Origin of the sequence: Halomonas sp. HNIBRBA4712 (assembly GCF_043558675.1) — a bacterium.
GTDB lineage: Bacteria > Pseudomonadota > Gammaproteobacteria > Pseudomonadales > Halomonadaceae > Vreelandella.
The window spans coordinates 246,030-272,196 of record NZ_JBIFXR010000002.1 but is presented as its reverse complement, the minus strand read 5'-3'; the positions used below and the strand labels follow the sequence as shown (position 1 = coordinate 272,196).

Annotated in this window: 23 protein-coding genes; 2 read left to right on the top strand and 21 right to left on the bottom strand. The window is 62.7% G+C overall.

The annotated features are described in order from the left end of the window. Positions 1 to 21: 21 nt before the first annotated feature. From ACGK9R_RS05640 to ACGK9R_RS05585, 12 genes are all read right to left on the bottom strand, one after another. Positions 22 to 1,020, bottom strand: coding sequence for an alpha-L-glutamate ligase-like protein (locus ACGK9R_RS05640; protein ID WP_394579077.1), 999 nt, complete (start codon positions 1,018 to 1,020; stop codon positions 22 to 24). Next, a complete protein-coding gene (locus ACGK9R_RS05635) occupies positions 1,017 to 2,537 on the bottom strand; it encodes an inactive transglutaminase family protein (protein WP_394579075.1) in 1,521 nt (506 codons plus the stop codon). The genes ACGK9R_RS05640 and ACGK9R_RS05635 overlap by 4 nt, the downstream gene beginning before the upstream one ends. Positions 2,538 to 2,579: 42 nt before the next feature. Beyond that, complete coding sequence (locus ACGK9R_RS05630) at positions 2,580 to 3,416, bottom strand: ATP-dependent zinc protease (RefSeq protein WP_394579073.1); 837 nt, start codon at positions 3,414 to 3,416, stop codon at positions 2,580 to 2,582. A gap of 236 nt (positions 3,417 to 3,652) precedes the next feature. Beyond that, entirely contained in the window at positions 3,653 to 4,048 is a 396-nt protein-coding gene (locus ACGK9R_RS05625) for an ectoine synthase (protein WP_394579071.1), read from the bottom strand. A gap of 74 nt (positions 4,049 to 4,122) precedes the next feature. Further along, positions 4,123 to 5,394, bottom strand: coding sequence for a diaminobutyrate--2-oxoglutarate transaminase (gene ectB / locus ACGK9R_RS05620; RefSeq protein WP_394579069.1), 1,272 nt, complete (start codon positions 5,392 to 5,394; stop codon positions 4,123 to 4,125). Between the two features lie 115 nt (positions 5,395 to 5,509). Further along, positions 5,510 to 6,091, bottom strand: a complete 582-nt coding sequence (ectA, locus tag ACGK9R_RS05615; protein WP_394579067.1) for a diaminobutyrate acetyltransferase — start codon at positions 6,089 to 6,091, stop codon at positions 5,510 to 5,512. A 259-nt stretch (positions 6,092 to 6,350) separates the two neighbouring features. Continuing rightward, on the bottom strand, positions 6,351 to 7,733 hold the full coding sequence (gorA, locus tag ACGK9R_RS05610) for a glutathione-disulfide reductase (RefSeq protein WP_394579065.1): 1,383 nt from the start codon (positions 7,731 to 7,733) through the stop codon (positions 6,351 to 6,353). Between the two features lie 140 nt (positions 7,734 to 7,873). Next, positions 7,874 to 8,494: a peptide-methionine (S)-S-oxide reductase MsrA gene (msrA, locus tag ACGK9R_RS05605; RefSeq protein ID WP_394579063.1), complete on the bottom strand. Its 621-nt coding sequence runs from the start codon at positions 8,492 to 8,494 to the stop codon at positions 7,874 to 7,876. 9 nt (positions 8,495 to 8,503) lie between these two features. Then, positions 8,504 to 12,934, bottom strand: coding sequence for a translocation/assembly module TamB domain-containing protein (locus tag ACGK9R_RS05600; protein ID WP_394579060.1), 4,431 nt, complete (start codon positions 12,932 to 12,934; stop codon positions 8,504 to 8,506). Positions 12,935 to 12,943: 9 nt separating this feature from the next. Continuing rightward, positions 12,944 to 14,794: an autotransporter assembly complex family protein gene (locus ACGK9R_RS05595; protein WP_394579058.1), complete on the bottom strand. Its 1,851-nt coding sequence runs from the start codon at positions 14,792 to 14,794 to the stop codon at positions 12,944 to 12,946. Between the two features lie 57 nt (positions 14,795 to 14,851). Continuing rightward, positions 14,852 to 15,673 carry a hypothetical protein gene (locus ACGK9R_RS05590; protein WP_394579056.1) on the bottom strand — a complete coding sequence of 274 codons (822 nt, stop codon included), beginning with the start codon at positions 15,671 to 15,673 and terminating at the stop codon, positions 14,852 to 14,854. A gap of 9 nt (positions 15,674 to 15,682) precedes the next feature. Continuing rightward, positions 15,683 to 16,972 (bottom strand): nucleotide sugar dehydrogenase, encoded by a 1,290-nt coding sequence (locus ACGK9R_RS05585; protein ID WP_394579054.1) that lies wholly within the window; start codon positions 16,970 to 16,972, stop codon positions 15,683 to 15,685. Positions 16,973 to 17,194: 222 nt separating this feature from the next. Between ACGK9R_RS05585 and ubiG the strand changes: the two genes are divergently transcribed. Both ubiG and ACGK9R_RS05575 read left to right on the top strand, forming a co-directional pair. After that, positions 17,195 to 17,938 carry a bifunctional 2-polyprenyl-6-hydroxyphenol methylase/3-demethylubiquinol 3-O-methyltransferase UbiG gene (gene ubiG / locus ACGK9R_RS05580; RefSeq protein ID WP_394579052.1) on the top strand — a complete coding sequence of 248 codons (744 nt, stop codon included), beginning with the start codon at positions 17,195 to 17,197 and terminating at the stop codon, positions 17,936 to 17,938. Next, positions 17,939 to 18,625, top strand: coding sequence for an HAD-IA family hydrolase (locus tag ACGK9R_RS05575; protein ID WP_394579050.1), 687 nt, complete (start codon positions 17,939 to 17,941; stop codon positions 18,623 to 18,625). Between the two features lie 30 nt (positions 18,626 to 18,655). On the opposite strand, the gene ACGK9R_RS05570 is transcribed toward ACGK9R_RS05575, so the two are convergent. The 9 genes from ACGK9R_RS05570 to ruvB form a co-directional block, all read right to left on the bottom strand. Then, positions 18,656 to 19,417, bottom strand: a complete 762-nt coding sequence (locus ACGK9R_RS05570) for a YciK family oxidoreductase (protein ID WP_394579048.1) — start codon at positions 19,415 to 19,417, stop codon at positions 18,656 to 18,658. A 21-nt stretch (positions 19,418 to 19,438) separates the two neighbouring features. Continuing rightward, a complete protein-coding gene (ybgF, locus tag ACGK9R_RS05565) occupies positions 19,439 to 20,263 on the bottom strand; it encodes a tol-pal system protein YbgF (protein WP_394579046.1) in 825 nt (274 codons plus the stop codon). Positions 20,264 to 20,348: 85 nt separating this feature from the next. Further along, positions 20,349 to 20,897 carry a peptidoglycan-associated lipoprotein Pal gene (gene pal / locus ACGK9R_RS05560; protein ID WP_394579043.1) on the bottom strand — a complete coding sequence of 183 codons (549 nt, stop codon included), beginning with the start codon at positions 20,895 to 20,897 and terminating at the stop codon, positions 20,349 to 20,351. 63 nt (positions 20,898 to 20,960) lie between these two features. Beyond that, entirely contained in the window at positions 20,961 to 22,247 is a 1,287-nt protein-coding gene (gene tolB, locus ACGK9R_RS05555) for a Tol-Pal system beta propeller repeat protein TolB (protein WP_394579041.1), read from the bottom strand. Continuing rightward, positions 22,247 to 23,437: a cell envelope integrity protein TolA gene (tolA, locus tag ACGK9R_RS05550; protein WP_394579039.1), complete on the bottom strand. Its 1,191-nt coding sequence runs from the start codon at positions 23,435 to 23,437 to the stop codon at positions 22,247 to 22,249. Before tolA ends, tolB begins: the two co-directional genes overlap by 1 nt. A gap of 6 nt (positions 23,438 to 23,443) precedes the next feature. Further along, positions 23,444 to 23,887 (bottom strand): protein TolR, encoded by a 444-nt coding sequence (gene tolR, locus ACGK9R_RS05545; RefSeq protein WP_394579037.1) that lies wholly within the window; start codon positions 23,885 to 23,887, stop codon positions 23,444 to 23,446. Positions 23,888 to 23,899: 12 nt separating this feature from the next. Beyond that, entirely contained in the window at positions 23,900 to 24,580 is a 681-nt protein-coding gene (tolQ, locus tag ACGK9R_RS05540; RefSeq protein ID WP_394579034.1) for a protein TolQ, read from the bottom strand. 98 nt (positions 24,581 to 24,678) lie between these two features. After that, on the bottom strand, positions 24,679 to 25,089 hold the full coding sequence (ybgC, locus tag ACGK9R_RS05535; protein ID WP_394579032.1) for a tol-pal system-associated acyl-CoA thioesterase: 411 nt from the start codon (positions 25,087 to 25,089) through the stop codon (positions 24,679 to 24,681). Next, the gene (gene ruvB, locus ACGK9R_RS05530; protein WP_394579029.1) at positions 25,086 to 26,123 is read right to left on the bottom strand and encodes a Holliday junction branch migration DNA helicase RuvB; all 1,038 of its coding nucleotides are present in this window, start codon (positions 26,121 to 26,123) and stop codon (positions 25,086 to 25,088) included. The genes ybgC and ruvB overlap by 4 nt, the downstream gene beginning before the upstream one ends. Positions 26,124 to 26,167 lie beyond the last annotated feature (44 nt).

The following is a 26,167-nucleotide window of genomic DNA, read 5'->3' as shown; positions in this document are numbered from 1 at the left end:
GATCAACGTGATACGAGTAGTTTACGCGCTCGACGCTTCCGTGTCAGGGGAAGTGACGAGCTCGCTCTGACGCGCGAAGTGGTGCTGGGCAAAGGCAACGCGCTCCTTGGCGCCGACCCCTTCGGGCTGGCGTTCGATCAGATCCAGCCGCCGGCGTAGCCCTTCGCCATTGGTCATTTGAATGGCAAGCCCCGGCCGGGCGTTGAGCTCCAGAAGCATCGGGCCGTGTACGCGGTCAAGGACCATGTCGGTACCCAGATATCCGAGTCCGGTCATTTCAAAGCAGCCCGCCGCCAGGTTCAACAGCGTATCCCACTGCGGCACGACCAGGCTCGCCAGGTCGTGGCCGGTGTCCGGGTGGCTGTAGCAGGGGCGGTCGAACTGAACGCCTCTGAGCGCCGCTCCGGTGGCAATATTGAGCCCCACGCCGACCGCGCCCTGATGCAGGTTGGCCTTGCCATCAGAGGCGGCGGTGGAGAGGCGCATCATCGCCATCACCGGATAACCCTTGAAGACAATAACGCGTATGTCCGGCACCCCTTCGTAGGTGTAGGCCATTAGGCTCTCGTCGAAGTTGATCAGCGTCTCGATCACCGCCACGTCCGGTGAGCCACCCAATGAGTAGAGTCCGGAGAGAATGTTCGAGACGTGGCGTTCGATATCGACAAGCGTGAGGTGGGCGCCGCTGGGTTTGACGAAGACGTTATCCTCGACCTTCTCGATGACGAGAATCCCCTTGCCGCCGCTGCCCTTGGCCGGTTTGATCACGAAACCGCCGTGGCCGGTGAGCATCGCGCCGATGTGCTTGACCCCGAACTGAGTGCTCACCGTACCAATCAGCGCAGGGCTCGTGATGCCGTAGCGTTGGGCCAATAGCTTGGTCTTGAGCTTGTCATCCACCAGCGGATAGAGCTTTCGCGAGTTGTAGCGGCCGATATAGCGAATGTTGCGCCGGTTCATGCCGATGATGCCCTTGTCGCTTAGCCTGGAAGGCCAGGTCCAATCCTTGAACCAGCTCATGAGGGTTTCTCGTCTTCGGTAATCGGCTTGAAGCGGCGTAGCTCGAGCAGGCGGTAGCCGGTGTAGTTACCCAGCAGCAGGATAAAGGCCATCAGAATCAGCTGCACGCCGAGGAAGTTGAAGGTGATGTGGCGAATCCAGGGGTTATCCATGGCCAGGTACGCCAGCACCGCGGTAACCAGACTGCCGCCGCCTTGAACCAGCACCTCCTTCGGGCCTTCCTCTTCCCACAGAATCGACATCCGCTCGATGGTCCAGGCCAGAATGATCATCGGGAAGAAGGTCACGGTGAGCCCGGCGGAGAGCCCCATGCGATAGGCGAGCACGGTAAACGCCGCGATAATCGCAATCACCGTGATGATCACCGCCGACACCCTGGCCACCAGCAGCAAGTTCAAATGTGAAAGATAGTTACGAATCACCAGGCCCATCGCCACGATCAGCAGAAAGCCGATCAAACCGGTCAGCAGCGTGGTCTGGATGAAGGCCAGCGCGATCAGTACCGGCATGAAGGTGCCCGAGGTTTTCACCCCGATGAACACGCGCAGCAGCACCACGATGAGCGCGCCGATGGGAATCAGCAGGATGGTCTGGAACAGCGCCTGCTCCTCGAGCGGCAGACTGTGAATCGAGAAGTTCAGCAGCGTGCTGTCCGAACGGTGATTGCGCACCGCCGCCGAGGCCGGCTGGTTATGAGTGAGCATCGAGAAGCTCACCTGGGAATTGGTGCCGCCCTGGACCTCGAGTACCGCGCGACCGCCGGTTTCCCATAGCATCAGGTTGTCCGGGCGGCCGCGCTCGCCAGTGGTCGGGTTGAAAATCGCCCACTGCTCGCCCGGCTCGTCGAAGACCTGAATCCAGCTGGTCAACGATTGGCGACGGCGCGCGTCCTCGAGCATCAGCCCGCTGATCTCCCGCGCCTGGACGCCGGCCTGGTTCAAAAGCCGCACCACCAACGCCGATGGCTCCTCCTGGGTCAACAGCAGACGTGCGTTCTCGGCCTGGCGCTCACCGTTGATATCCAGAATAAGCTCGCGGGCGAAAGTGGCATTATCAGCGCTACGGGCCCAGGCACGTTCGATGAGCTGCTCGGCGGCAGTGTCGTAAGGTGCTTCCCAGGAGCTGGTCGAGAGCCCGGGTGGGGTTTGCGCCGGCGCGCGGGCATCCGGCGATACCAGCATCTGCACCGAGTAGTAGAGCTGTTGGCTGCCGGCGGCGTCGCGAATGGTCCACTGCGCCTGGCGCCCGAGCTCGTCGGCGCTGTAGGCAAGCCCGTAGCCGGACGAGGCGGTATTTTCGGTCAATACCCGGTAGCCCGCCTGATCCGATGGCAGCGCCAGATCGACCTGAACCGGGCCGTTCTGGGCGTTGAAGGTGATGACCGCTTCGATCTCCCAGACCTGGCGCTGCTCGCCGGGAGTCCAGGGGATTTCGAACTGGACGTGGCGGTGAACGCTCGCGGCAATGCCCGCGAGCAGCAAAAAGCCGACAATCAAATAAAACGCCAAGCGTGACATGAAGGTTGATTCCTTTCAGCGTAAAGCGATAGGGCAGAGCGGTTACTCTTCCGTCTCGTCCTGATCTTCAGCGACTTCATCGTCAGCGGCCTGGTCGGCAGGCTCGCCCCCGGGGAATTCGGGTCGATCGTGAATATAGGTTTGGGCCACGTCGATCGTGGCGATATCCATCATGAAACGCCGGCCCAAAAGTACCGGGAAATCGAGATGGGTACGGTCGTTGAGCGTAAAGTCGACGTTTTCACGAATCGGACCAAGGGTCATCAGAAGCGTAATCACCGGCCGCGTCTCTTCGCCGGAGGCCTGGACGATGCGCACGCGGCGCTGAACCGGCGCTTCGATCCACTCATCGCGCACGTTCTCGACTACGACGTCCTCATCGTTGAGCGCCAGCTTGAAGCGCACCCAGTTTTCACCGTCACGCTCGAAGCGCGTGATATCCGAGGCGGAAAGCGACGACGTGCTCGCGCCGGAGTCGATACGCGCCTTGAGGTACGTACCGATCGCCGGAAAGCCGACCCATTCACTGCGCCCCAACAGCGTCTTGTCGCTTTGCGGCTCTGAAACCTCGCACTCTTCGCGCAGGATGATCGGCTCTTCGCCGCGCGCCTCGATATCCGCCACGTCGCGCTGAAGCACGCGCAGCAGGCTGCCGACTTCGTGCATGTTCGACAAAAGCGTCTGGTGTTGACTCTGCTGACGACTTTCGAGCGCGCGGAAATCACACTGCTGGGTCAGCGAAGCCTCGAGCTCTTGAATGCGCGTGTCGAACTCGGCCTGGCCAAGCGGCTCAGGGGCGTTCGAAGGTGGCGGGTTTGCGGCGCAGCCCGCCAATAGCAGGGGTAAACCCGCCACCAGCCAGGGTATGGATGAGCGCATAAAAGGAAAAGCTCCTGGTCGATCGAGAGGTGGGATAATATGAATAAGTGAACCCGATTGTCCAATGCGCACGCGAGATTCCAGCCGTTTCTGCCGTCGCAATTTATGCAATTTAACATAATATATATTATGCGAACTATTGATATGAGTATTGGCGGCCGCCACACATAAACACACATAAAAAAGGCAGCCCGCCCTGGGCTGCCTTTTATTGAGCATCGCTTTCGCGCTTGCGCTTACTCGTCCGCCGGCGCGTAAGAGCCGTCTTCACGGTGTACTTCGTTGCCGGTCAAGGCCGGTGTAAAGACACAGGCGACGGTCATGCCTTTCTCCTTGCCGCGCAGCAGATGCTCATCGTGCTGGTCGAGCATGTAGATGTCACCCGCCTTGATCGGCCAGATCTTGCCGTCGGCGATGGTTTCCACTTCGCCTTCGCCTTCGTAGCAGAACACGGCTTCGTAGTGGTTCTTGTAGTGAATGTGGGTCTCGGTGCCCGGAAAGATACGAGTGATGTGAAACGAGAAACCGGCCTTGTCGCTGGCCAGCACCAAGCGTGTGCTGTCCCAGTTGCCGTTTTCGGCTTTGACCAGGCGGTCAGTCTTGCGCGCTTCTTCCAGATTACGAACGATCATCGGTGTGCTCCTGATTCTTTACAGGCGGCCCATCCGGGCCGCCAAGGGGTGATTATCGTGGGTTACGTCGCGTATTAGCGGCCGCTAATCACAGCGTCGACGCTTTTTTCCAGAATATCCAGGCCTTCGATCAAATCTTCGTCGGAAATCGTCAGGGGGCACAGGCATTTGACGACTTCGCCGGCCTGGCCGCTGGTCTCGATGATCAGGCCGTGTTCGAACGCCTTGCCGGTGATCGCATCGGCAATGTCGCCATCGACCACATCGATGCCGCGCATCAGGCCCCGGCCGCGCTCGGTGGCGGGCATGCCGTTATCCGAAAGCCGCTTGGCCAGCGTCTGGAAGCGCTCCTCGACGATACGTGCCTTGCGCTGCACATCGCGCTCGAAGGTGTCGTTGGACCAGTACTTTTTGAGTGCCGCAGTGGCGGTCACCATGGCCAGGTTGAAACCGCGGAAGGTGCCGTTGTATTGACCCGGCTTCCACTGGTCGAGCTCCGGGCGCATCAGCACGTGGGCAAACGGCAAACCAAAGCCCGACAGCGACTTGGAATTGGTCACCATGTCCGGCTTGATACCGGCGTGCTCGAAGCTGAAGAACTTGCCGGTACGCCCGCAGCCTGCCTGGATGTCGTCGATGATCAAGAGCAGATCGTGCTCGCGGCAGATGCTTTCCAGACGCTTGAGCCACTCGATGCTTGCAACGTTGATGCCGCCCTCGCCCTGTACGGTTTCGACGATGACCGCGGCGGGAATGTCGAGACCGCCGGACTTGTCGCCGAGCAGCTTCTCGAAGTAATCCAGCGTATCGGCGTGTTCGCCCATGTAGCCGTCATAGGGCAAGAAGCTCGCGCCCTGGGTCGGGATGCCGCCGGTGGCTTCGCGGAATTTGCGGTTACCGGTAGTGGCCAGCGCGCCCATGGTGACGCCGTGAAAACCGTTGGTGAAGGTAACGATGTTGTGGCGACCCTTGGCCACCCGTGCCAGACGAATCGCTGCCTCGACGGCGTTGGTGCCGGTCGGGCCCGGCAGGTGCACCTTGTAGTCGAGCCCGCGCGGTTTGAAGATCAGCTCGTTGAGCGTATCGAAGTAGTCGCGCTTTGCCTTGGTCCACATGTCGAGACCGTGCACCACGCCGTCAGAGGCGAGGTAGTCGATCATCGCTTCTTTCAGATGGGCGTTGTTGTGGCCGTAATTGAGCGTGCCGGCGCCGGCGAGAAAATCGATGTACTCGCGCCCTTCTTCATCGGTCAGGCGCGCGTTCTGCGCCTTGGTGAATACCACGGGGAACGAACGCGAATAGGTACGAACGTTGGATTCCATGCGTTCAAAGGTTTGGGTCTGCATCGTGATCTCCCTTTCGAAAATATCCTGCTAAAAAAAGCGTGACTCACGACCTTGAGACGAAACGTTGACTTTTCAAGGCATGAATTCTGGAGCTGGTGCGATCAGGGCTACGCGATCAGCCGATATGATCGGTTTGAAACGGGCCAATACGCACTAGGTTTTCCGGGTCGTGCTCGCCGCCGAGCTGCTCGGTGGAGAAGTACTCGCGGCTATTGAGCGGCGCCTGCCAGCGCGCCGCCAGCCGGCGAAACAGCCCCCAGGAGGCCAGGTTATCCGGCGTGATGGTGGTTTCCATGTGATGAACAGAGGCCAGCTCTTCTCGCGACATGATCGCCTCGATCAACCGCCGGGCAAGGCCGGTGCCGCGCGCTTTTTCGCCCACCGCCACCTGCCATAGAAAAAACGTGTCCGGGGCGTTGTCTTTCACGTAGCCCGAGACGAAACCGACGATTTCGCCCTCTTCATTGGTAGCAACTGCGCAGGTATCGCGAAACTGGGTCGCCAATAACAGATAGGCGTAGGCGGAATTGACGTCGAGCGGCGGGCAGGCTTTCACCAGTTCGAAAATGCCCCAGCCGTCGTCGGCGTTGGGCTTTCTGATGTAAAGCGGAGTTTGCTCATTACCCACGACGGCGTCGGCGACGGTGGGCCTTGCAAGGTCGAACGAAGGAGTAAAAGGTGTTAACGGCATACTCATGGTTGTACTTCGCTGTAGCGAATTCGTAAAAGATCATAACAGCTGACGCGAGCTTTCTCAAATTCCATATTATATTCAACTCACTTTTTGATAATTTTTGATTATAAGCAGCGAGCAGGTACGCCTCGGAGTGCCACTCGCCACCCCGACCGCTAAAAGTTTAGTAGAGCTTTGGCGAATGTGTAGAGCTTTGGTGACGTGGTACAAAAAAGGCGAGCTTTCGCTCGCCTTGAACAGTCACCGCCTGGGCGGCAACGAGTCAATTGCGCGTGGGTTGGCGCATGGTGACAAGCTCTTCGGAGCCGGTGGGATGAACGCCCAGGGTACGGTCGAAATCTGCCTTGGTGAGCCCGGCGCGTACGGCGATACCGACGTTCTGAATCAACTCGCCCGCCTCTTCACCGACGATGTGGGCGCCGACCACCACGTCGGTGGCGTCGTCCACCACCAGCTTCATCAGCATGCGTTCGTCGCTGCCGGAAAGCGTATGCTTCATGGGTTTGAAGTCGGTGCGGTAAACGCGAATTTTCTCCAGCCGTTCGCGAGCGGCTTCTTCGGTCATGCCCACGGTGCCGATACTCGGATGGCAGAACACCGCGGTAGGTACGCGCTCGTAATCCAGCGGCTCCGGCGTGGTGTCGCCAAAGTGATGCTCGACGATCTGCATCGCCTCGGCGATCGCCGCCGGGGTCAGCTCGGGGCTGTCGATCAGATCCCCCAGCGCGAGAATCGAGGGCACACTGGTTTCGAAGCGCTCGTTGACGTCGATCTTGCCCTGGTCGTTGAGCGTGAGGCCGACATTGTCGAGCCCCAAACCCTCGACGTTGGCCTGGCGCCCGGTCGCCACCAGCACGGTATCGACGGTCAGCGTCTCGCCGGTGGTCAGCGTCACCGCCAGGCCGTCTTCGCTTTTATCGATACGCTCGATATTGGCCTCGAAATGCAGCTGAACGCCCTTCTTGCCCATTTCGTCGCGGGTGAACGCGCGCACCTCGTCATCGAAGCCGCGCAAGAACAGCTCCTTGCGGTAAATCAGGTGGGTTTCACTGCCCAGGCCGTTGAAGATACTGGCGAACTCGACGGCGATATAGCCGCCGCCGAGCACCAGAAAACGCTTGGGAAAGACGTCCAGATCGAACACCTCGTTGGAGGTGACCGCCAGATCACTGCCGGGAAAATCCGGCACCCAGGGCCAGCCGCCGGTGGCGAGCAGGATCTTTTGCGCGCTCAATTGCGTGTCGCCCTTGGCCGAGGTCAGCGACACCGTATGGGCATCCACCACTCTGGCGCGGGCGTTATACAGCGTAACGCCGGCATTTTCGAGCAGGCGCTGGTAAATACCGTTGAGACGCTTGATCTCGCCGGACTTGTTATCCCGCAGGGTCGGCCAGTCGAAGGTCGGCGTTTCGGGCAGGTGCCAGCCGTAGCCCACGGCGTCGTCGAAGCTGTCGCGAAAATGGGAGGCGTAGGCATAGAGTTTCTTGGGCACGCAGCCCACGTTGACGCAGGTACCGCCCAGGTAGCGGTCTTCGGCGATCGCAACCCGAGCGCCCTGAGCGGCGGCCATGCGCGCCGCGCGTACGCCGCCGGAGCCGGCACCGATGACCAACAGGTCGTAATCAAAATCAGCATGCGCCGACATAAACACTCCTTGCAGCTTGAAGTCGTTTCATAAAACGTAAACCGCTCGCTCGAGTGCGGCTCGAGCGAGCGGGTAGACAGATCAGTCAGTCAGCGCAGATTCGCGTAAAACGCGGGTGGCTGCGCGTGAATCAATAAAGCTTAGCCAATCGCGCAGGTCACGCCAGTCCCTTTCAACCCGCAGTAGCCGCCCGGGTTCTTGTCCAGGTACTGCTGATGGTAACCCTCGGCGTAATAGAAAGTGTCCAGCGGGCCGATTTCGGTCGTAATACGCCCCTTGTCCTTTTCTTTAAGCGCGCGCTGGAACGCTTCGGCGCTCCGCTCTGCCTCCTCGAGCTGGGCCTCTGTAGTGGTAAAGATCGCCGAGCGGTACTGACTGCCGATATCGTTGCCCTGGCGGTTGCCCTGGGTCGGGTCGTGCTCTTCCCAGAAAATGCGCAAAAGCTTGGCAAACGGGACCTGGTCGGGATCAAAAATCACACGCACCACCTCAGTGTGACCGGTGCGCCCGGTGCAGGTTTCGTCATAGGTCGGGTTGGGCGTTTCGCCGCCGGCGTAGCCCGCCGCGGTCATATGAACGCCCGGTACTTGCCAGAAAAGCCGCTCGACCCCCCAAAAGCAGCCCATACCGAAGACGACCTCTTCCATACCGTCCGGGAACGGCCCCTTGAGCGAGCGGCCGTTGACGGTGTGCGTTTCACTCGTTTCGATCGGCTTATCGCGGCCTGGCAGCGAGCCCGATGTCTTGGAAAATAGTGTCATGGCCACCTCTTACTGTTGTTGCCGTGGAAGTATCGTCGTTGAACCCGGACGCGAGAAGGTGTAGATCAGATCCACCGCCTGGCTTGTGCCGGTCACCACCTGGACGAATAAATTACGCCAAAGCGTGTAGCGTAAGGTTAGTTCCGCTATCGGCGAGAAAATTCCCACGCCGTAGCTGATGCGCAAATCATCGGTGAGCTGGCCGGTCAGCGCGACCTGGCTTTCGTCACCGGCACCGGTGGTGTCCAGGGTCAGGTCGCTGATGCCGAAGGCCTCACCGATCGAGCCGACCGCCCCGCCGGTGCGCCCGAGCGACATGCCGATCAATGCCGTGGTCAAGGCGCTATCGAGCCCGCCGGAGCCCTCCGGGCCGCGCCCGCGCAGTAGATACGAAAGCGCGCTGTTTTCCGGCATCGCCGGCTCCGAGAAGATCGCCACGTTAGGCTCTTCGGCGGTGCCGGTGACCCGCAGGCCGGCGATCACATCGTCCTGGGTGATGTCCGGGTTGCGGATGGCTTCGAAATCGAGCACCGGCTGGCCCGGCGGGCCGCTGAACAGCAGCTGGCCGCGGCGAATCAGCAGATCCTGACCAAAGGCCTGGAAACGCCCATCGACCAGGTTCACCTCGCCAAAGAGCTGCAGCACCCCGCTCTCCTGACGTACCTCGAGGTCCCCCGCCAGGTTCGACTCGAGCCCGTAGGCGGAAAGCTTCATATCGTCACCAAGGCTCACGGTGATGAAGAGATCGATCGCCATGCCGCCGGCGGCGAGCTCGTCGGCAGCGCTCGGGCCTTCACCGTTGGCCGCGCGCAGCTGCGCCTGGCGTTCGGCTTCGCGGTCCTCGCGCTCGGTGATGATGATCTCGTCGCCGCTTGGGGTAATTGCCGAAGGCGGCAGCTGGCCGATCTCGAGCCGCGCCCAGGGCACGTCGACATTGCCGCGAATCTGCAGAAGCTCCGGGTTGATGCGGATGCGGATATCCGGAGCCGCTTCCAGCCGGCCGAACTGGGGCAGTACCACCAGCAGCGGCTCCTGCACCGCGTTGAGATCGATACCCACGCGCCAGGGCTCGTTTTCGGGCCAGTAGGCGTCGCCGGTGATATTGAGCCGGCCGCGCTCGGCGGCGAGAAAGCCGTCGATGCTGCCCTGGCCGCCGTCGAAGCGCAGTGCCAGTTCGCCATCCTGCACGTCGATTGGAATATCCGGGCCGCGGGCGCGCACGCCGCGAAGCGCAAGCGTGCCTTGCAGGTCCGGCTGGGCGGTGGTGCCGCCGATCGACACCGTGCCGTTGAGCGCGCCTTCGAGCTGGTCGAGCTGGGCCACCATCGGCAGGTAAGGCTCGAGTTCGATATTGCTGGCGCGCAGCTCGCCGTTCAAGAGCCCCTGGCCGATCGGGTCGTTGACGGTCAAGTCGAGCGACATCTGCCCCGCTTCGGAAAGCGACAGCACGACGTTGGCGTTGGCGCTCGCCTGGTTGGCGTCGACCTGAGCGTCCAGGTCGATCACCGGCAGGCGTACCGGCTGGCCGTACTCGTTGATCGCGGTGATCGCAAGCTGGCTCAGGAGCTGGACGTCGGCCTGCCAGCGGGCGCCGCCCTGACTCCAGGCAAGACCGAGATCCGCGGTGGTGTCGCCGTTGAAGCTCCACTCCTCGGGCAGAAACGGCTCGAGCATCTCCATGGGCACTTCGCGCAGGGTCAGCGTCGCGCTGCCCTGCTCCGCCGAGGCGTTGACGGTGTCCGTCGAGCAGACCACGCCGCCTTCGATCCGGCGCAGGCAGAACGGCGACAGCCGCGCCTGACCGTTGGCCAGGTTGTAGCGCAGATCCAGCGGGCTCTCCAAACGAATATTGCCGGCTTCCGAGTCGACCTCAAGCGGCGTGACGTTGGCCTGGTAGAGCTGGTTGGGTTGATCGAAGCGCCCGCTCAGCGCAAGCGCGGCGCGCTGGATTTGGTTTCCATCACCGCCCTGCACGTCGAGTGACAGCGTATGTTGGGAAAGCCGCCCATCGAGGGTCAGATCCAGACTCTCCAGGCTCTGCCCGCCGGCGACGATGCGCGCCAGGCCCAGGTCGACGTCCAGGCGCGGGTCGTCGATGCCGGCGATATCGGCGCTGAGCGTCAGTCGCTCGACGGCGTTGTCGGCAAAGCGCAGCTCGCGGCCTTCGAGCGCGGCGTTGATTTGCGGCTGCTCGATGCTGCCCCGGGCGCGTATGTCGCCGGTCAGGCGTCCGGCGAGCTCGGGGTGAATCGTCTGCAGCTGTTCAAGCGCAATGTCGGCATCCAGCGACAGCGCCTGCTGGCTTGCCCGGCCCTGAGCAGTCAGGCGGTTGTTGCCCTGGGCAAAGCGCAGCCGATCGATATCGACTTCCAAATCGGTGTTGGCACGAAGCGCAGCCTCGAGCGTCAGCGGGTAGTCGCGCAGCTCGCCGTCGATCGAAAGCGCGGGCAGATCGATCAGCCAGCGCTCGCCCTGCTGCAGCACGCCGAGCTCGATATCACCGTTGAGCGAGCCGTCCAGATCCTGGACGAAGTGGGAAGGGTCGAAGGTGTCAAGCCGAATACGGGTGTTCAAGGCAATGCCATCGGCCCAGCTGACCTGCCCCTGACTCGAGAGACGGCTTTCGTTGAGGGTGAGCGCAAGTGAGGACCAGCGAAACGCGCCGGTATCGCCGCTGCCTTCGACGTCGAGGGCGATCTGCGGCACCTCGGGGCCTTCGGCGTCGACGCTCAAATCGAGCGTGTAAGCCGTGGTATCGCCGCTGGCGCGAAGGTCCAGATTCTCGACCACCCAGGGGGGCGTTTCGGCGTTTTCCGGGCTAATCAGCGGCCACTGGAGCCGCTCGCTTTGCAGTCGCGCGGTGAACGGAGTGTTCGGCTCGTCGATATCGGCGCGAGCCTCGAGGCGAGTGTTCTCCACGCCGTCGGCGTCGAGCACCACGGTGAACGCTTCGAGGCTGCCGTTGGCGCGCAGGTCCAGGTTCTGAACCACGAAGGGCTCGGCCTCGGCCTGGGCTTCTTCGGGTACGTTGAGCGGCCATTGGAAGCGCTCGCTCTGTAGCCGGATATCGAAGGGGTAGCTCGGATCATCGAGCTCGACCTGGCCATCCAGGCGCGTATTCTCGACGCCTTCGGCATTGAGCACCACCGAAAACGCCTCGAGGCTGCCGCTGGCGCGCAGGTCCAGATCCTCGACCGTGATCGGGTCGCTTTCGCTTCCTTCGGGAGGCGTCAGCGGCCACTGGAGCTGATCGGTCTGAAGGCGCACGTCGAACGGGAATAGCGGGTCGAGTACGTCGACCTGGGCGTCGAGCATGACGTCCACCAGCCCATCGGTTTCGAGCTCACCGCTAAGCTCGGCAAGCGAGCCGGACAGCGCAAGCGTGAGCGTATTGCCGGAAAGCTCGGGAAAACGCTCCGGCAGGTAGAGCGTGGTATCGAGGCGAAGGTCGAGCGGGTAGCTGTCGGCGAGGCGTACGCTTCCGGCAAGCTCGACCTCGGCGTCCGGGGTGAGCACGTAGAAGGTGTCGATCTCGATGTCGCTTTCGATCGCCGAGCCCGCCAGCGTCAAGCGCTCGACCTGGTAATCGAAGGCGCCCTCTAAAGCGAAGTCGTTGACCTCGAACTCGTCGACGATCACGTCGATGGGCAGGCGAATCTCGGGAAGCTCGGTGCGGCCCTGTTCGGTCACCAGCACTCCGCCCTCGTCGTCATCGGCGGGTGCCGGCTCGGCAGGCGCGTGAACCGCGAGCGCACCGTCGATACCGGTGGCGTCAAGCGGCGTATCGAGCCCCTGAGTCAGGCGTACGCCGGGTGAGCCCGGCAGAAACACCCGCGGCTGGTCGAGGGCGGTTGGCGCCAGGTGAACGCGCTCGCCTTCGGCCACGGCGGCGGTGGTCAGCGAGGCAAGCGCAATGCGCGTACCGTCGCCCAGGGTGATCGCGCTATCGCGCAACACCAGCTCGCGAATCTCGACCGGGAACGGCAGCGAGATGCGCAGCGGCTCGCTGTTTTCCGGGGGCGGCTCTGGCTCGTTCTTGCTGGCGCTCAGGCGGATATCGGCGCCCTCGGCGCGCAGCGTGTCCAGACACAGCCGGCCCGAAAGCAGGCAGTCGTCCGCCCAGCGAAGCTCGAGCTCGTCGATGACGACGCGGGTGCCGGCCACGTTCAGGCGAAACCCCTGCAGGGTGAATTCGTCGAGCAGGCCGCCGGATTGCGCTTCATAGCTCAAATAGCCGCGCTTCTGTGCCTGGGAGAGCAGCTGCTCGGTGCCCCAGGGAGAGAGTGCGGTACCCAGTAACAGCGCGACCAGGCCAAACAGCCATAGCGGCACCAGAATCAACAGCCGGATCACACTCCAGACCCCCAGGCCCACGCGTGCCCGTGAAGAGAGCGGCCGCTTGATCTTTTTACGCGGCGATTTCTTTGCAACGTCTGCCAAAATTCGCTCCTAGAACTCGGGGCCGATAGAGAAGTGTAACCGCCAGTCGTTGTCGTCATCGTCGAAGGGGTGGGCGATGTCGAAGCGAATCGGGCCGACCGGCGAGATCCAGCGCACGCCGAGGCCCGCGCCGGTTTTCAGATCCTGCGCGCTCCAGTTGTCGAAGGCGTTGCCGTTATCGACGAAGGCTGCGCCCCACCAATCGCCGGTGACCCGGCGCTGGTACTCGAGCGTCGAGGTCAGCATCTGCTGGCCGCCGCGCAAAAGCCCTTCGTCATTGCGCGGCGAAAGGCTTTCGAAGGAGTAGCCGCGAACGCTGCGATCGCCGCCGGTGAAAAAGCGCAGCGACGGCGGAATCTTGTCGAAATCGTCGGTCTCGATGGCGCCGGCACTCAGCCGCGCCAGAAAGCGGTTGCTATCGCCCAGGGTGCGAATCCACTCGGTGTCGCCGGTCACGCGTAGAAACGTCGCATCGGACCCCCACAGCGTGTCGGAGTACTCGAGTGAGAGCTGCTGACGGTCGCCCCATAGCGGAAAGCGCGTGGGCCGAGTGCGCGAGCGCGACCACTGAATGCCCGGATAGTAGAGCCACACCTCGTCCGAGAGCCCGCCCTGGGTGAAGTCCTCGTAGGTGGTGCGCACGTAGAGCGTCTGCACCCAGCGGTTCTCGAACTCCCAGCGCCGCGCAAACTCCACGGTGCCCTCGAGGGACTGGGTGTCGTTGTCGTCGCGGTTACGGATGCCGTACTGCAGCCGGTAGCTGTCGCGAATCGGGTCCTCGAGCGGAATGTTGTAAACCCCGGTGAAGCGCTGATCCGGCGCCGAGAGATAAAGATCGTGATTCAAGCTGTGGCCGAGGCTGTTGATCCAGGGCTGCTGCCAGCCAAAACGCAGCCGTGGCCCTACATCGGTGGCGTAGCCGATACCGGTTTCGAACTGGTGGCGGTCGGCGGGCTCGACGGTGACGTCGATCGGCAGGCGGTTGTCGGCCGGCTGACTTACGCTCAGCGCACTGGCGAAGGCGGCGCTCGAAAGTCTCGGGCGCTGGGGCTGCGAGGCGGTGGCAGAGTCGTACCAGGCCGCCCCGCCGCCGGACGGCGCGATCACCAGCTCCTGGGCGGTTTGCAGGCGCGGGCGTACCGTGACCGAGCGAAACCAGCGCGTTTCACCCAAACGCTGGTTGTAGCGGGCGATCGACTCGGCAAGGTAGGGGTCGCCGGTGTCGAAATCGCGTATCTGTAGAAGCCGCTCCGGTTCGATATGGCTACCGATGATACGTGTGGGGCCGAACTGGTAGCGCGGGCCGCTATCGAAATCCAGGTAGAGGCTGGCGCTTTCGCGATACGGGCGCACTTCCATGCGCCGGTCGCGAAAGGCCCAGTCGAAGTAGCCGCGCTCGATGGCAAGGCCGGAAAACTCCGAGGTGAGCGCATCCCAGGGCGCGTGCAGGAGCACGTCGCCCTCTTCCAGCGGGAAGGCGTCGAGGGCATCCTGAAACGGCGGGTCGTCTTGCGCGTCGCCTTCGATATTGATCGACAGCGTGTCGATGCGCACCTGGGGGCCAGGCGCGATACGCACCCGAATCGGCGTACCGGTGGTGATCTCGATGTCGGGCTCGTAGTAGCCGAACACGCGCATCGCTTCCTGGGTGCGTTGGCGCACCTCGCCTTCCAGGCGAAGGTCGGTATAGCGCTCTTCATCGATGTTTTGCAGGTAGGCGTCGATGTTCTCTTCGACCGGCTCGGTGACACCGCTAATGACGGCTTCCACTGCCCACAGCGGCGGGCTCAAGAAAAAAAGCGGCGTAGCCAGATAGAGCGCTCTCGGGAGCGCCGTCAACCGCTGTCGATATCGTTGCATACAATATTATTCCTAACCTGGACCGACGACGCGGCGCGACGGGGTATTCCTGTTTGATTATCGCAGCATTTCCATCTGAGCGCTAAAGGCAAGCTGTGCCTGGCGCACCTGGCGCACATCGCTTTCAAGTGCGCTCAAGCGCTCGCGCAGGTTGGCAACGGCGCTTTCGAAGGTTTGCGGGTCGATACCGGGCTCGTCCGCCTGAGTGGTGTCGGCCAGGGTCTCGAAACGCTGGTCGATCTCTTGCTGCCACTGGGTAAGCTGGGCATCGATAGCAGTACGCTCGCGCTCGAGCTGCTCTTCAAGCGTGGCGATGCGATCGGTGCTGCTCTGGTCAAGATAGGCCACCTCTTCCAGAAGATTCTGGCGCCCGGAGGCGCCGGCCTGCTCCAGTGCGCCCAGTGAGCTCTGCACCGCCTGTAGCCGGCGTTCGTTGAGTTCCATCGCCTCACGCTGAGCATCCAGCGTCGATCGAAGCTCGTTAAGCTGCTCGGTGGAGGCCAACTCCTCACCGTCGGTCAGCACGCCAAAGAGCTCCTGGCGGGTATCGTTCAAGCGTACCGCGAGCTGCTCCTGTTCCTGAAACAGCGTGGTCATCTGAGCCTGCATGTAGCTGATCGAATCGATGGCGTCGGCATCCCCGGAATCCAGCCGCGCGTGCAGGTTGGAAAGCTCACCGCTCACCCGGCGAACCTCGTCCAGAAGGCGTTCGCGCTCGTACCAGAGCCCTGCGGCCAAAGCGCCGAGCAGCGCAATCACCAGCAGCAGCATGAGCCATAGAGGCCAGAGGCGTGGGCCGCGACGCGGGCGCAGGTGATGGCCACTCAGGCTTTGGCCCGCGTCGGGCACGATACGCTGAGACGGGGGAGCATCAGACATGAAGATTCCTCAATCAGTCGTTGGATCGGCGCGGCGACCAATGCCTCTATAGCGTAGGCCACAGCTGGCGACAAAGGCAGGATCGAATATGTTGCGCCCGTCCAGAATCAGTTTGGCCTTGAGCAGCGAGGCCAGGCGAGACCACTCCGGGTTCCAGTAGGTCTTCCACTCGGTGACCAGCATCAGCGCATCCGCCCCTTCGCAGGCCTGATAGGGGTCGTCGTGATAGAGCGTCAGATCACGGCGCTCACCCAGAAGCGTAGCGAGTGCGGGGGTGGCCGCCGGGTCGTGCAGTTTGACGTTCACGCCCTGAGCCCAGAGCGCTTCGAGCAGGGTCAACACCGGCGCCTGGTCGATGCGCGCGGTGCCGGGCTTGAACGCCGCGCCCCAGATCGCCACGGTCTTGCCGGCGAGCTCGCCTTCGAAGAAGGTCCAGAGCTTGCGAAAGAGAGTCTCTTTTTTCTGCTCGTTGATGTCCATGACCTGCTCGAGCAGCGCCGAATAGCGCCCGCTTTGCGACTGCACGTCGGCCAGGCGCATCAAATCACGGGAAAAGTTGGGGCCACCGAAGCCGCAGCCCGGGTAGAGATACTCAAAGCCGATGCGGGTGTCTGCGCCCATGCCCTGGCGCACGTGCTCGACGTCCACGCCGAGGGTGTCGGCGAGGCCGGCGATCTCGTTCATGTAGCTGATGCGGGTGGCCAGCATACCGTTGATCGCGAGCTTGGTGAGTTCGGCGGCGCGCCTGGGCATCGGCTGGAATACGTCGTGGCGGCGGTTGAAGGCGCGCAAAAGCTCGCGAATGATCTGCTCGCCCTTGGCGTCGTCGCAGCCCAGAAGCCAGCGGGTCGGGCGGGTGAACGCCGCCCAGGCGCGGCCTTCTTCCAGCGTATCCGGCAGCGCGACGCTGCTGTGCTGCTCGCCCATCAGGGCGTTCAACCGCTCGGTGTCGCCAACGGGAAAGGTGGAGTTGTTGACCAGCACCACCGGCGCCTGGGAGAAGCGCGGCGCACCCAGAAGCGTTTCGGCGTCCAGGCGCTGGCTTGGCGATAGTGCAAGCCACACCACGTCCATGGGCGCGGCGTCATCGAGTGACTCGACGATGCGCAGCGTACCCTGCTCCAGCGCCTGGTCGATGTGCGCCATGAGCTCGGGTTCTCGGCGCAGCCAGTCGAGCTTTGAAAGCGCTGCCCAGGGGGTTTGGGCATGCAATAGCCAGTCGACCCGATGGCCCACGAAGGCGAGTGCGGCGGCGGCGGTGGCGGCGCTTAACTCACTGCCGTGAAGAAGTACGCGCATCAACCACGCTCCCTGCGCAATTGCCGGATTATCAGGGCCTTTTTGATCATGGGGCGATCCTTTTCATGCGCTGTGCGTGTGGAGTGGTTAGAATGCAATAATACAAAACCCGGGGGTGGATGCCACCTTGTAGCTCAATGTAACAGCTCAATGACACCCACGCGGTGCATGGGTAACGAGGCGCCGGGTAACATCGCGCTTACAGGATTAGGGAGAGAGACCATGCAAGCGACACCTCAGGATAGCACTGCAAAGCGCTATGAAGGCAACGTCGATCACGCTGAAGTGGCGAAATTTGAAGCACTTGCAAACCAGTGGTGGGACGATGAAGGCGAGTTCAAGCCGCTTCATGAGATCAATCCGCTGCGCCTGGATTTCATCGATGCGCGGGCGGGGCTGGCGGGCAAGAAGGTGCTCGACGTGGGCTGCGGAGGCGGCATTCTCAGCGAATCGATGGCGCGCCGCGGCGCTCGCGTGACCGGCATCGACCTTGGCGAGGCGCCGCTGGGCGTGGCCCGAGTTCACGCCGAGCAGCATAGCGTCGAGGTGAGCTATAAAAACGTCAGCGTCGAAACCCTGGCCGAGGAGTCGCCCGGCGAGTTCGACGTGGTGACCTGCATGGAGATGCTCGAGCACGTGCCGGACCCGGCATCAATCATTCGCGCCTGCAGCGAGCTGGTACGCCCCGGCGGCTACGTGTTCTTCTCGACCATCAACCGTACGCCGAAGTCCTACGCCTTTGCGATCATCGGCGCGGAGTACGTGCTGAAGCTTCTACCGCGCGGCACCCACGACTACGCCAAATTCATCCGCCCCTCGGAAATGGCCGGCTGGGCGCGTCACTCGGGGCTCGAGGTTCGTGAACAGACCGGCCTGACCTACAACCCGATTACGCGGCGCTACAGGCTCGTGGCCGACGACGTTTCGGTCAACTACATGATGTACTGCCGCCGGGTGGGCCACTGAATGCTCGACTCGACCGCAACCTCGCTCGACGTGCCGCCACCCAGGGCGATTCTGTTCGATCTAGACGGCACGCTGGTGGATACTGCGCCGGATCTGGCCAACGCCACCAATGCGCTACGCCGCCTGCATGGTCAGAACCCCCTGCCCTTCGAGCAAATTCGCCGCCAGGTCTCCAACGGCGGAAGCGCGCTGGTCACTCTGGCCACGGGCCTTGAAAGCGATGCCGAGGGACACTTGGAGGCCCGCCAGTACCTGCTCGATGCCTACGAGCAGGCGGTCGCCACACACAGTCAGGTGTTCAAACCGCTCGACGAGTGGCTGGTAAATTGGCACGCCGAGGAGAAACTCTGGGGTATCGTGACCAACAAGCCGCGCCGCTACACCGAGCCGCTCTTGAAGGCGCTCTCGCTCGAGCCCGGGGCGCTTTTGTGCGCCGACGATTTAAGCGTTAAAAAGCCCGAACCGGAGCCGCTGTGGGAAGCGGCCCGACGGCTTGCGATCGACCCAAGCGAGTGCTGGTACGTGGGCGATCACCGACGCGACATCGAGGCGGCGAAGGCGGCCGGAATGACCGCCATCGCGGTGGGCTATGGCTACATCAGCGAGCAGGACGACTACCGCACCTGGCCCGCCGATCTCTTGTTCGACACCTGCCAGGCGCTGGTCGAGCGGCTGGCGACGTTCTAACGCACTGTTCTAACGCACTTCTGGAGGCGCTCAGACCCTGGGCGGCTGGGCGTCGATCTTCTGCCCCGTGACGCCGCGGCTATCCGGGCCCATCAGCCACAGATAGGTCGGCATGATCTGCTCCGGGGTGCGAAGCGTGGTGGGGTCTTCTTCCGGATAGGCGCCGGCGCGCATATCGGTGCGGGTCGCGCCGGGGTTGAGCGTGTTCACCCGCAGGTTCTCGTGCTCTTTGAACTCGTCGGCCAACACTTCCATGAAACCTTCGGTGGCGAACTTCGATACGCTGTAGGCGCCCCACTGCGCCCTTCCCTTGCGCCCGACACTCGATGAAGTAAAGATCAGCGACGCATCCTCGGCGTTTTCCAAAAGCGGCAGAAGCGACTGGGTCATCCAGATCGGACCGTTGATATTGACCTGCATTACCTGCTCCCAGAGCGCCGGGTCGTACTCCTCGAAGGGCATTAGCGTGCCCAGCAGCCCGGCATTGTGCAGCACGCCGTCGAGACGGCCGAATTCACGGTCGAGCCGGCGGGCCATATCGTCGTAATCCTCGAGCAGTGCGCCCTCCAGGTTGAGCGGAAAGATTGCCGGCTGGGGGCCGCCGCGTGCTTCGATCTCGTCATACACGCGCTCGAGCTTTTCAATCGTTCGGCCCAACAGAATGACCGTGGCGCCGTGACGGGCGTACTCAAGCGCCGCCACGCGACCGATGCCGTCGCCCGCGCCGGTCACCAGAATCACCCGGTCCTCGAGCAAATCGGGCCGGGCTTGATAGTCGATCTTGCAGGTCATGCATAACCTCGAGGAAAAGAATCAGCTAGCGGACTGGCGAAGAAAATCGTTGGCAAGGCCGGCGGCGCTGCTTTGCGGGAAGTCGTCGCGCACCTGCTCGAGGAGCTCGCGGCTGCGTTCGCTTTCCCCCTGGCGCGCCTTGACCAGGCCCAGTTTATAAAGCGCATCGGGCACCTTGGCGCTGCCGTCGAAATCGTTGATGACGCGGCTGAACGCTTCGTCCGAGGCGGAAAGCTCGTTCTCGGCAGCGTAGAGCTCGCCCAGCCAGTAGTAGCCGTTAGCGGTCAGGCTGGTATCCGGATGATTGGAGACGAAGTCGTTGAAGGCATCGATCGCCTCGGAGAAGCGGCGTGCCTGAACGTGAGCGAACGCGGCCTGGTAATCCGATTGGGCGTCTTCACTGACGTTGCTGGCCGCGGCGCGCGAGCTTTCGCGGCTCGGCTCGCTCACCTGGGCCACCTCTTCGGCGGCCTCGGGTTCGACTTGCGGGGTCGGCGCTGGCGCCTGGGCCGGCGCGCTTTGAAGGTTCATCAGCCGATCTTCGATATCCAGATACTGCTGCTGAGACTGGCGCTTGAGCTGCTCCATTTGATGGCGAAGCTCTTCGATCTGGCCGCGCAGACGCTGGATTTCCTGCTGATGCTCTTCGACCTGGTTGAACAGCACCAGATTGCCGCCGGAAGCTTCCTGGCGCTGGGTCTGCTGATAGAACCCACCGGAGCCGGAAGAGATATCCTGAACCAGCGGCTGCTGGGCGAGCGCGGTAAAGGGCAATACGGACAGCGGGAGCGCAATGGCTCCCGCACCGCACAGCCTCCCAAGGAAACGTTTGAGACTGTGATTCATGTTGACTCCCAAATACGCCTCGGAGCAGTGCTGCCCCGAGGCGCTTGATAGCTAGACGTCCAACGGTCGCCGGTTGGCAGCTGGATTAGTAGCTGAACACCACGCGGCGGTTCTGTGAGTAGGCGCTGTCGCTTTGGCCGCTGGCCGCAGGACGCTCTTCGCCGTAGCTCACCACGCTCATCTGAGACGGCGAAACGCCCTGAATGTTCAGGAAGCGTTGAACCGCGCGGGCACGACGCTCGCCGAGTGCCATGTTGTATTCACGGGTGCCGCGCTCGTCGGTGTGCCCCTGCAGGGTCACACGGGCGTTGGGGTTGGCTTGAAGATAGCGCGCGTGCCCCATTACGACGGACTCGTACTCGCTCTTGATGGTGTCGCGGTCGTAGTCGAAGTAAATGGTGCGCACTTCCGGAATGCGCGAGTCGGCCTGCTGGCCGGCGCCGGAGCCCGAGGTGCTGCCGTACTGGCCGGTACCGCTGGTGCCCATGCCGGTACCCGTACCGGTACCGGAAGTGCTGCCGCTTTGGCTACCGTAGGCGTCACCGTCCTGAGTGCCGCCGGTGCTTGAACAGCCAGCGACTGCCAGAACGGACAACGCGACTGCTAAAGAGCGAGCCAATGGCTTGAGTTGCATAGTCAGACTCCTTGCCTGAAAACAGAATTGACTGTTGTTCAACGTTTTCTGTTGTTCAACTTTTTAATTTAAAAAGGGAGACCACGCGGGATCGCGTACTTCGCCCTGTGCTGCCGGCAGTCTGAATGACGAGCGGCCATCCGCCGAAACGGCACTCAAAAAGCCACTTCCACCCTGTTGGGTAGCGAAGATTACCATGGTCCCGTTCGGCGCAACACTGGGAGATTCGTCCCGCGTTGATTCGCTCAGAACCACTAAACGCCCGCCGTCAACGTCCTGACGCGCCACCTGATAGCCGCGGTCCGAGCGGTGGATCAAAAAGATCTGATCGCCGTCCGGCGCGTAGCGTCCGCGTGCGTTGTAGTTGCCGGTATAGGTCATGCGGTTGGCGTTACCGCCGCTGGCCGACATCTGATAGATCTGCGGGCCGCCGCTGCGGTCCGAGGTGAACAGGATGTTGCGGCCATCCGGCGACCAGGCGGGCTCGGTGTCGATGCTGTTGCTCTGGGTCAACCGGTTGAGCGAGCGGCTGCCGATATCGAGCACGTAAATATCGGGCTGGCCATCCTTGGAGAGCGACATTGCAAGGCGCCGGCCGTCCGGCGACCAGGCTGGCGCGCCGTTGATGCCTTCAAAAGAGGTCGCTTGAACACGCTGACCGGTCGAAACGTCCTGAATATAGATCGCCGGGCGTTCGGTTTCAAAGGAAACGTAGGCAAGCTTACGCCCATCCGGCGACCAGGCCGGCGACATGATCGGCTGATCCGAGGTCAGCACCTGCTGGCTACGCGCGCCGTCGGCATCCGCCACGTAAAGGCCGAACTGCATGTTATCGCCAAGGCCTTGGGCGGTGACGTAAGCGATTTTGGTCGAGAACGCACCGCGAATGTCGGTGATCGCTTCGAACACCTGGTCGCTGATGTAGTGGGCGGCGCCGCGCAGGTCGTTGCCGCTGACATTGACGGTTTCACCGATCATGCGCGACTGGCCGCTGATGTCCATCAGATCGAACTGGAGCTGGTAGCCGCTGCCGGTTTGCTGGGCGCGGCCCACCACCAGGTAGCGTGTATCCAGCGAGCGCCAGGTGCCGAACTGCACGTCGCTTGCCTGGCTTGGGCGTTCGAACATCGCGCTGCGCGCCAGGGGGGCGAACATACCGCTACGCTCGAGATCGTCCTGGACGATCTGGGCGACGTCCTCGGGGAAGCCTTCCCCTCCTTCGAACGGCACGACGCCAATTGGAAGCGCCTGATCGCTGCCCCGGGTGATTTCGATAGACAGGTTGGCGCTTGCGACGCTGCTGATCATCAGCAGCACGCAAAATAGCCAGGCTTTGCTCAAGGTATGCATCAACGTACCCCCGTTGGAGAGAAGTTAAAGTTTATCGGTTGCGATCGTATAACGCGCTGCTGCTCCGGCGTTAGCTGCAAGAGCTCACTGAACGGCGCCGCTTGTTCGACCGCTTGAACGGCGGATTGATCGAACGCGGCGTTGCCGCTCGACGTAACTATATTAGTCAATAGAACTTCTCCCGAGGGCCCAAGGCGCACACTTATTATCGCGCGCAGGTTGTCCGAGCCGCCGGGGATGATCCAGGCCTGCTCGACGGCTCGCTGCACCAGGTTGCTGAAGTTGTTTGCCGCCTGCTGTGCCTGCTGAGCATTGGCGGCTGCGGCCGCGGCCTCGCCTTCGAGCTGGCGCTGCATGGCGGCTTCCGCCTCGCGCTGACGCTGCGCTTCGGCTTCCCGCTCGCGCTGTGCCTGGGCTTCGCGTTCGCGCTGTTCTTCGGCTTCGCGCTCGCGGCGTGCCGCTTCCTCGCGTTCGCGCTGGCGTGCGGCCTCTGCCTCTGCCTCCGCTTCTCGCTGGCGCTCGGCTTCAGCTTCGGCCTGACGCTGGCGCTCAGCCTCTGCCTGGCGGCGAGCCTCCTCTTCGCGCTGACGCTCGGCTTCGGCTTCGCGCTCCTGGCGAGCCTGCTCTTCGCGTAGCCGTTGCTGTTCGGCCTCTGCCTCGGCGCGGGCCTGCTCCTCGGCGGCGCGCTCCTCGGCCAGGCGCTGTGCCTCCTCTTCACGGGCACGAGCCTGAGCTTCCCGCTCCTGGGCAAGCTGCTCGGCCTCTTGGGCGCGGCGCGCCGCTTCGGCCTCGGCTTGCTCCAGCGCGCGGGCGCGCTCTGCCGCTGCGTCGGCTTCGGCCTGGCTTGGCTGCGGGTCCGGCTCCGGCTGGGGTTCAGGTACGGGTTCGGGCGCAGGCTCCGGTGCGGGCTCCGGCTCGGGCTCTGCCTCCGTCTCGGGGGGAGCGTCCTGAGCTTCGGCCGCGGCGCTTTGCAGTGCCGCCTGCTGCTCGATCGACTGCTGCGCCTGGTCGGTAAAGGTTTCGGTGCTGACCAGCGTTGCCTGCACGATCGAGGTGGTGTCGGGCTCCTCGGTGGTGCTTGGTAGGCTGATCAGGCTAAAGGCAATGATGGCCAGGTGAACCGCTACGGCCAGCACCACAGGCCAGGTGTAGCCAACGTCCTGGGGGTCGCGAAACGCGTCGTGGGCCATAAAGCGTTACCCTTGAGCGTCCTGGGGCGGCTCGGAGAGAAGCCCCACGTTGGCGACACCGGCGCGCTGCAGCGTACTCATCAGCACCACGATCTGCCCGTACTGCACGTTGCGGTCGCCGCGTACCATCACCGGGGTGTCCGGTACGCGCTGGAGAATCGCGATCACCCGCTCGGACATTTCGTCGAGAGTGACGGCGTTGGTATCCTCGCCAAGCGTGACGTAGTAGGTGCCTTCGTTGTCCACCGAGATGATGATCGGGTCGATGTTTTCCTGGGTCTCGATCGGCTCGGAGCTGACCTGGGGCAGGTCGACCTGCACGCCCTGGGTCAACATGGGCGTAGTGATCATGAAGATGACCAGCAGTACCAGCATGACGTCGATGAAGGGGACGACGTTGATCTCGCCCATCGGCTTTTTCTTGCCGCCGCGATTGAATGGCCCGTGCATGACGAAACTCCCTTAGCCCGCGCTTTTATTGCTATCGCGACCCTGCAGATTGCGATGCAAAATAGCGTGAAACTCTTCGGCGAAGTCTTCGTACTTGCCCAAAAGCCGGCCGACATCGTTGGAGAGGCGGTTGTAGAAAATCACCGCCGGAATGGCGGCGAAAAGCCCCATGGCCGTGGCGATCAGGGCTTCTGCAATCCAGGGCGCGACGGTGGCAAGGGTGGCCTGTTGGGAGAACGACAGCGCCTGAAACGAGCCCATGATGCCCCATACCGTGCCGAAGAGACCAATATAGGGGCTTGCCGAAGCGACGGTGGCGAGAAAGGTCAAGTGCTGGGTCAGCCGATCCTCTTCCCGCGACCAGGCTACCCGCATACTGCGTTGTACGCCTTCGAGCACGGTATCGGCGTTGCGGGTCTTGGGCATCAGGCGGTTGAATTCACGAAAGCCGGATTGAAAGATGTGCTCGGCGCCGTGGCGCGGGTCGTCGGCGGGAATATCGCGGTAAAGCTCGTTCAGGTCGACCCCGGACCAGAACGACTCCTCGAATTCGCTGTACTCGTTCTTGGCGCGACGCAGGGCGATACTGCGCTGGAAAATCACCACCCACGAGAGGATCGACCCCACCACAAGTAGCAGCATGACCAGCTGTACCACGGTGCTGGCACTCATTATCAGGTGGGGTATGGACATGGTGTTATCGTTCACAGTTGCCCTCATTGATCTGTCGGCGCCCGCGCGCCCAAATGGTCGGTCGAAAGGATCTTCGGGATCCGTTTACGTCTTGGCGTTCAAACGCCCGGTTTCAGCGTTGCAAGCGCTGCAGGCCAGGCCTTGGGTCGAAGCGTTTGCCGGTCAAGGCAGGCTATCTCGACTGTGGCACGGCAAAGGAGTTCCTCGCCGCGCCACACGCACTGCTCGAAGGTCAGCCGGCAGCGGCCTTGATCGGTGACGCGCGCGTCCACGCGCAGCGCATCGTCGAGCTTTGCCGGTTTGCTGTAGTGACAAGCCAAGCGGTATACCACTAGCTGCGTGCCGGCGTCCAGCAACGTTTGCTGATCCTGGCCAAGCGATCTTAGCCACTCGCTGCGTGCGCGCTCCATGAACTTCAAGTAGTTAACGTAGTAAACGATGCCGCCGGCGTCGGTATCCTCGATGTAGACGCGCACCGGCATCTGAAACGGCGCGGGCGACTGAGTCATGGGCGGCGCTCCCCGGCGGTGTCCACGCTCTGCTCGTGGGGCACGCGGTCGAAGTGCAGCCAGGCCTGGCGGGTCACCATGCGCCCGCGCGGCGTGCGCATCATCAGCCCCTGCTGGATCAGGTAGGGCTCAATCACGTCTTCGATGGTGTCGCGCTCCTCACCGATCGCTGCCGAGAGCGAATCCACCCCCACCGGGCCGCCGTCGAACTTGTCGATCATGGCGAGCAGCAAACGCCGGTCCATGTGATCGAGCCCGTGATGATCCACGTTTAGCATATTGAGCGCGGCGTCCGCCAACGCGGCGTTAACGACGCCGTTGCCCTTGATCTCGGCGTAATCGCGTACCCGGCGCAAGAGCCGGTTGGCGATACGCGGCGTGCCGCGTGAACGCCGCGCGACCTCGATGGCGCCGGCGTGGTCGGTGTCGACGTTCAAGAGCCTGGCCGAGCGGGAGACGATCTCGGTGAGCTCTTCGAGGTTATAGAACTCCAAACGTTGAACGATACCGAAGCGGTCGCGCAGCGGCGAGGTCAGAAGCCCCGCCCGGGTGGTGGCGCCGACCAGGGTGAAGCGCGGCAAATCGAGCTTGATCGAGCGCGCCGCCGGCCCCTCGCCGATCATGATGTCGAGCTGGAAATCCTCCATCGCCGGGTAGAGCACCTCCTCGACCACCGGCGAAAGGCGGTGAATCTCGTCGATGAAGAGCACGTCGCCGGGCTCGAGGTTGGTCAGCATCGCGGCGAGATCGCCGGCGCGCTCGAGCACCGGGCCGGAGGTGGATTTGAGCCCGACACCCATTTCGGTGGCGATGATGTTGGCAAGCGTGGTCTTGCCAAGCCCCGGCGGGCCGAACACCAGGGTGTGATCGAGGCTCTCTTCGCGCAGGCGCGCCGCGCCGATGAAGATTTCGAGCTGCTCGCGCACCCGCGGCTGGCCGATGTAGTCGTGAAGCTTTTTGGGGCGAATGGCGTGGTCGAAACGCACCTCGCCCTGTTCCGGGGCGGCGGCGATCAGCCGGTCGTGTTCTAGCATAGGGTCTCGTTCGCGGCAGGCAAAGTGAGTCGTAAGGCGCGCAT

Coding starts and splice junctions, on each gene's coding strand:
- ACGK9R_RS05625 (WP_394579071.1), bottom strand. CDS start 4,048: ATGATCGTTCGTAATCTGGAAGAAGCGCGCAAGACTGACCGCCTGGTC.
- ACGK9R_RS05570 (WP_394579048.1), bottom strand. CDS start 19,417: ATGACCTGCAAGATCGACTATCAAGCCCGGCCCGATTTGCTCGAGGAC.
- ruvB (WP_394579029.1), bottom strand. CDS start 26,123: ATGCTAGAACACGACCGGCTGATCGCCGCCGCCCCGGAACAGGGCGAG.
- tolQ (WP_394579034.1), bottom strand. CDS start 24,580: ATGTCCATACCCCACCTGATAATGAGTGCCAGCACCGTGGTACAGCTG.
- ACGK9R_RS05635 (WP_394579075.1), bottom strand. CDS start 2,537: ATGTCACGCTTGGCGTTTTATTTGATTGTCGGCTTTTTGCTGCTCGCG.
- ACGK9R_RS05590 (WP_394579056.1), bottom strand. CDS start 15,673: ATGTCTGATGCTCCCCCGTCTCAGCGTATCGTGCCCGACGCGGGCCAA.
- ybgF (WP_394579046.1), bottom strand. CDS start 20,263: ATGAATCACAGTCTCAAACGTTTCCTTGGGAGGCTGTGCGGTGCGGGA.
- pal (WP_394579043.1), bottom strand. CDS start 20,897: ATGCAACTCAAGCCATTGGCTCGCTCTTTAGCAGTCGCGTTGTCCGTT.
- tolA (WP_394579039.1), bottom strand. CDS start 23,437: ATGGCCCACGACGCGTTTCGCGACCCCCAGGACGTTGGCTACACCTGG.
- ACGK9R_RS05585 (WP_394579054.1), bottom strand. CDS start 16,972: ATGCGCGTACTTCTTCACGGCAGTGAGTTAAGCGCCGCCACCGCCGCC.
- ubiG (WP_394579052.1), top strand. CDS start 17,195: ATGCAAGCGACACCTCAGGATAGCACTGCAAAGCGCTATGAAGGCAAC.
- ACGK9R_RS05630 (WP_394579073.1), bottom strand. CDS start 3,416: ATGCGCTCATCCATACCCTGGCTGGTGGCGGGTTTACCCCTGCTATTG.
- ACGK9R_RS05640 (WP_394579077.1), bottom strand. CDS start 1,020: ATGAGCTGGTTCAAGGATTGGACCTGGCCTTCCAGGCTAAGCGACAAG.
- tolR (WP_394579037.1), bottom strand. CDS start 23,887: ATGCACGGGCCATTCAATCGCGGCGGCAAGAAAAAGCCGATGGGCGAG.
- tolB (WP_394579041.1), bottom strand. CDS start 22,247: ATGCATACCTTGAGCAAAGCCTGGCTATTTTGCGTGCTGCTGATGATC.
- ybgC (WP_394579032.1), bottom strand. CDS start 25,089: ATGACTCAGTCGCCCGCGCCGTTTCAGATGCCGGTGCGCGTCTACATC.
- ectB (WP_394579069.1), bottom strand. CDS start 5,394: ATGCAGACCCAAACCTTTGAACGCATGGAATCCAACGTTCGTACCTAT.
- gorA (WP_394579065.1), bottom strand. CDS start 7,733: ATGTCGGCGCATGCTGATTTTGATTACGACCTGTTGGTCATCGGTGCC.
- ACGK9R_RS05575 (WP_394579050.1), top strand. CDS start 17,939: ATGCTCGACTCGACCGCAACCTCGCTCGACGTGCCGCCACCCAGGGCG.
- ACGK9R_RS05595 (WP_394579058.1), bottom strand. CDS start 14,794: ATGCAACGATATCGACAGCGGTTGACGGCGCTCCCGAGAGCGCTCTAT.
- ectA (WP_394579067.1), bottom strand. CDS start 6,091: ATGAGTATGCCGTTAACACCTTTTACTCCTTCGTTCGACCTTGCAAGG.
- msrA (WP_394579063.1), bottom strand. CDS start 8,494: ATGACACTATTTTCCAAGACATCGGGCTCGCTGCCAGGCCGCGATAAG.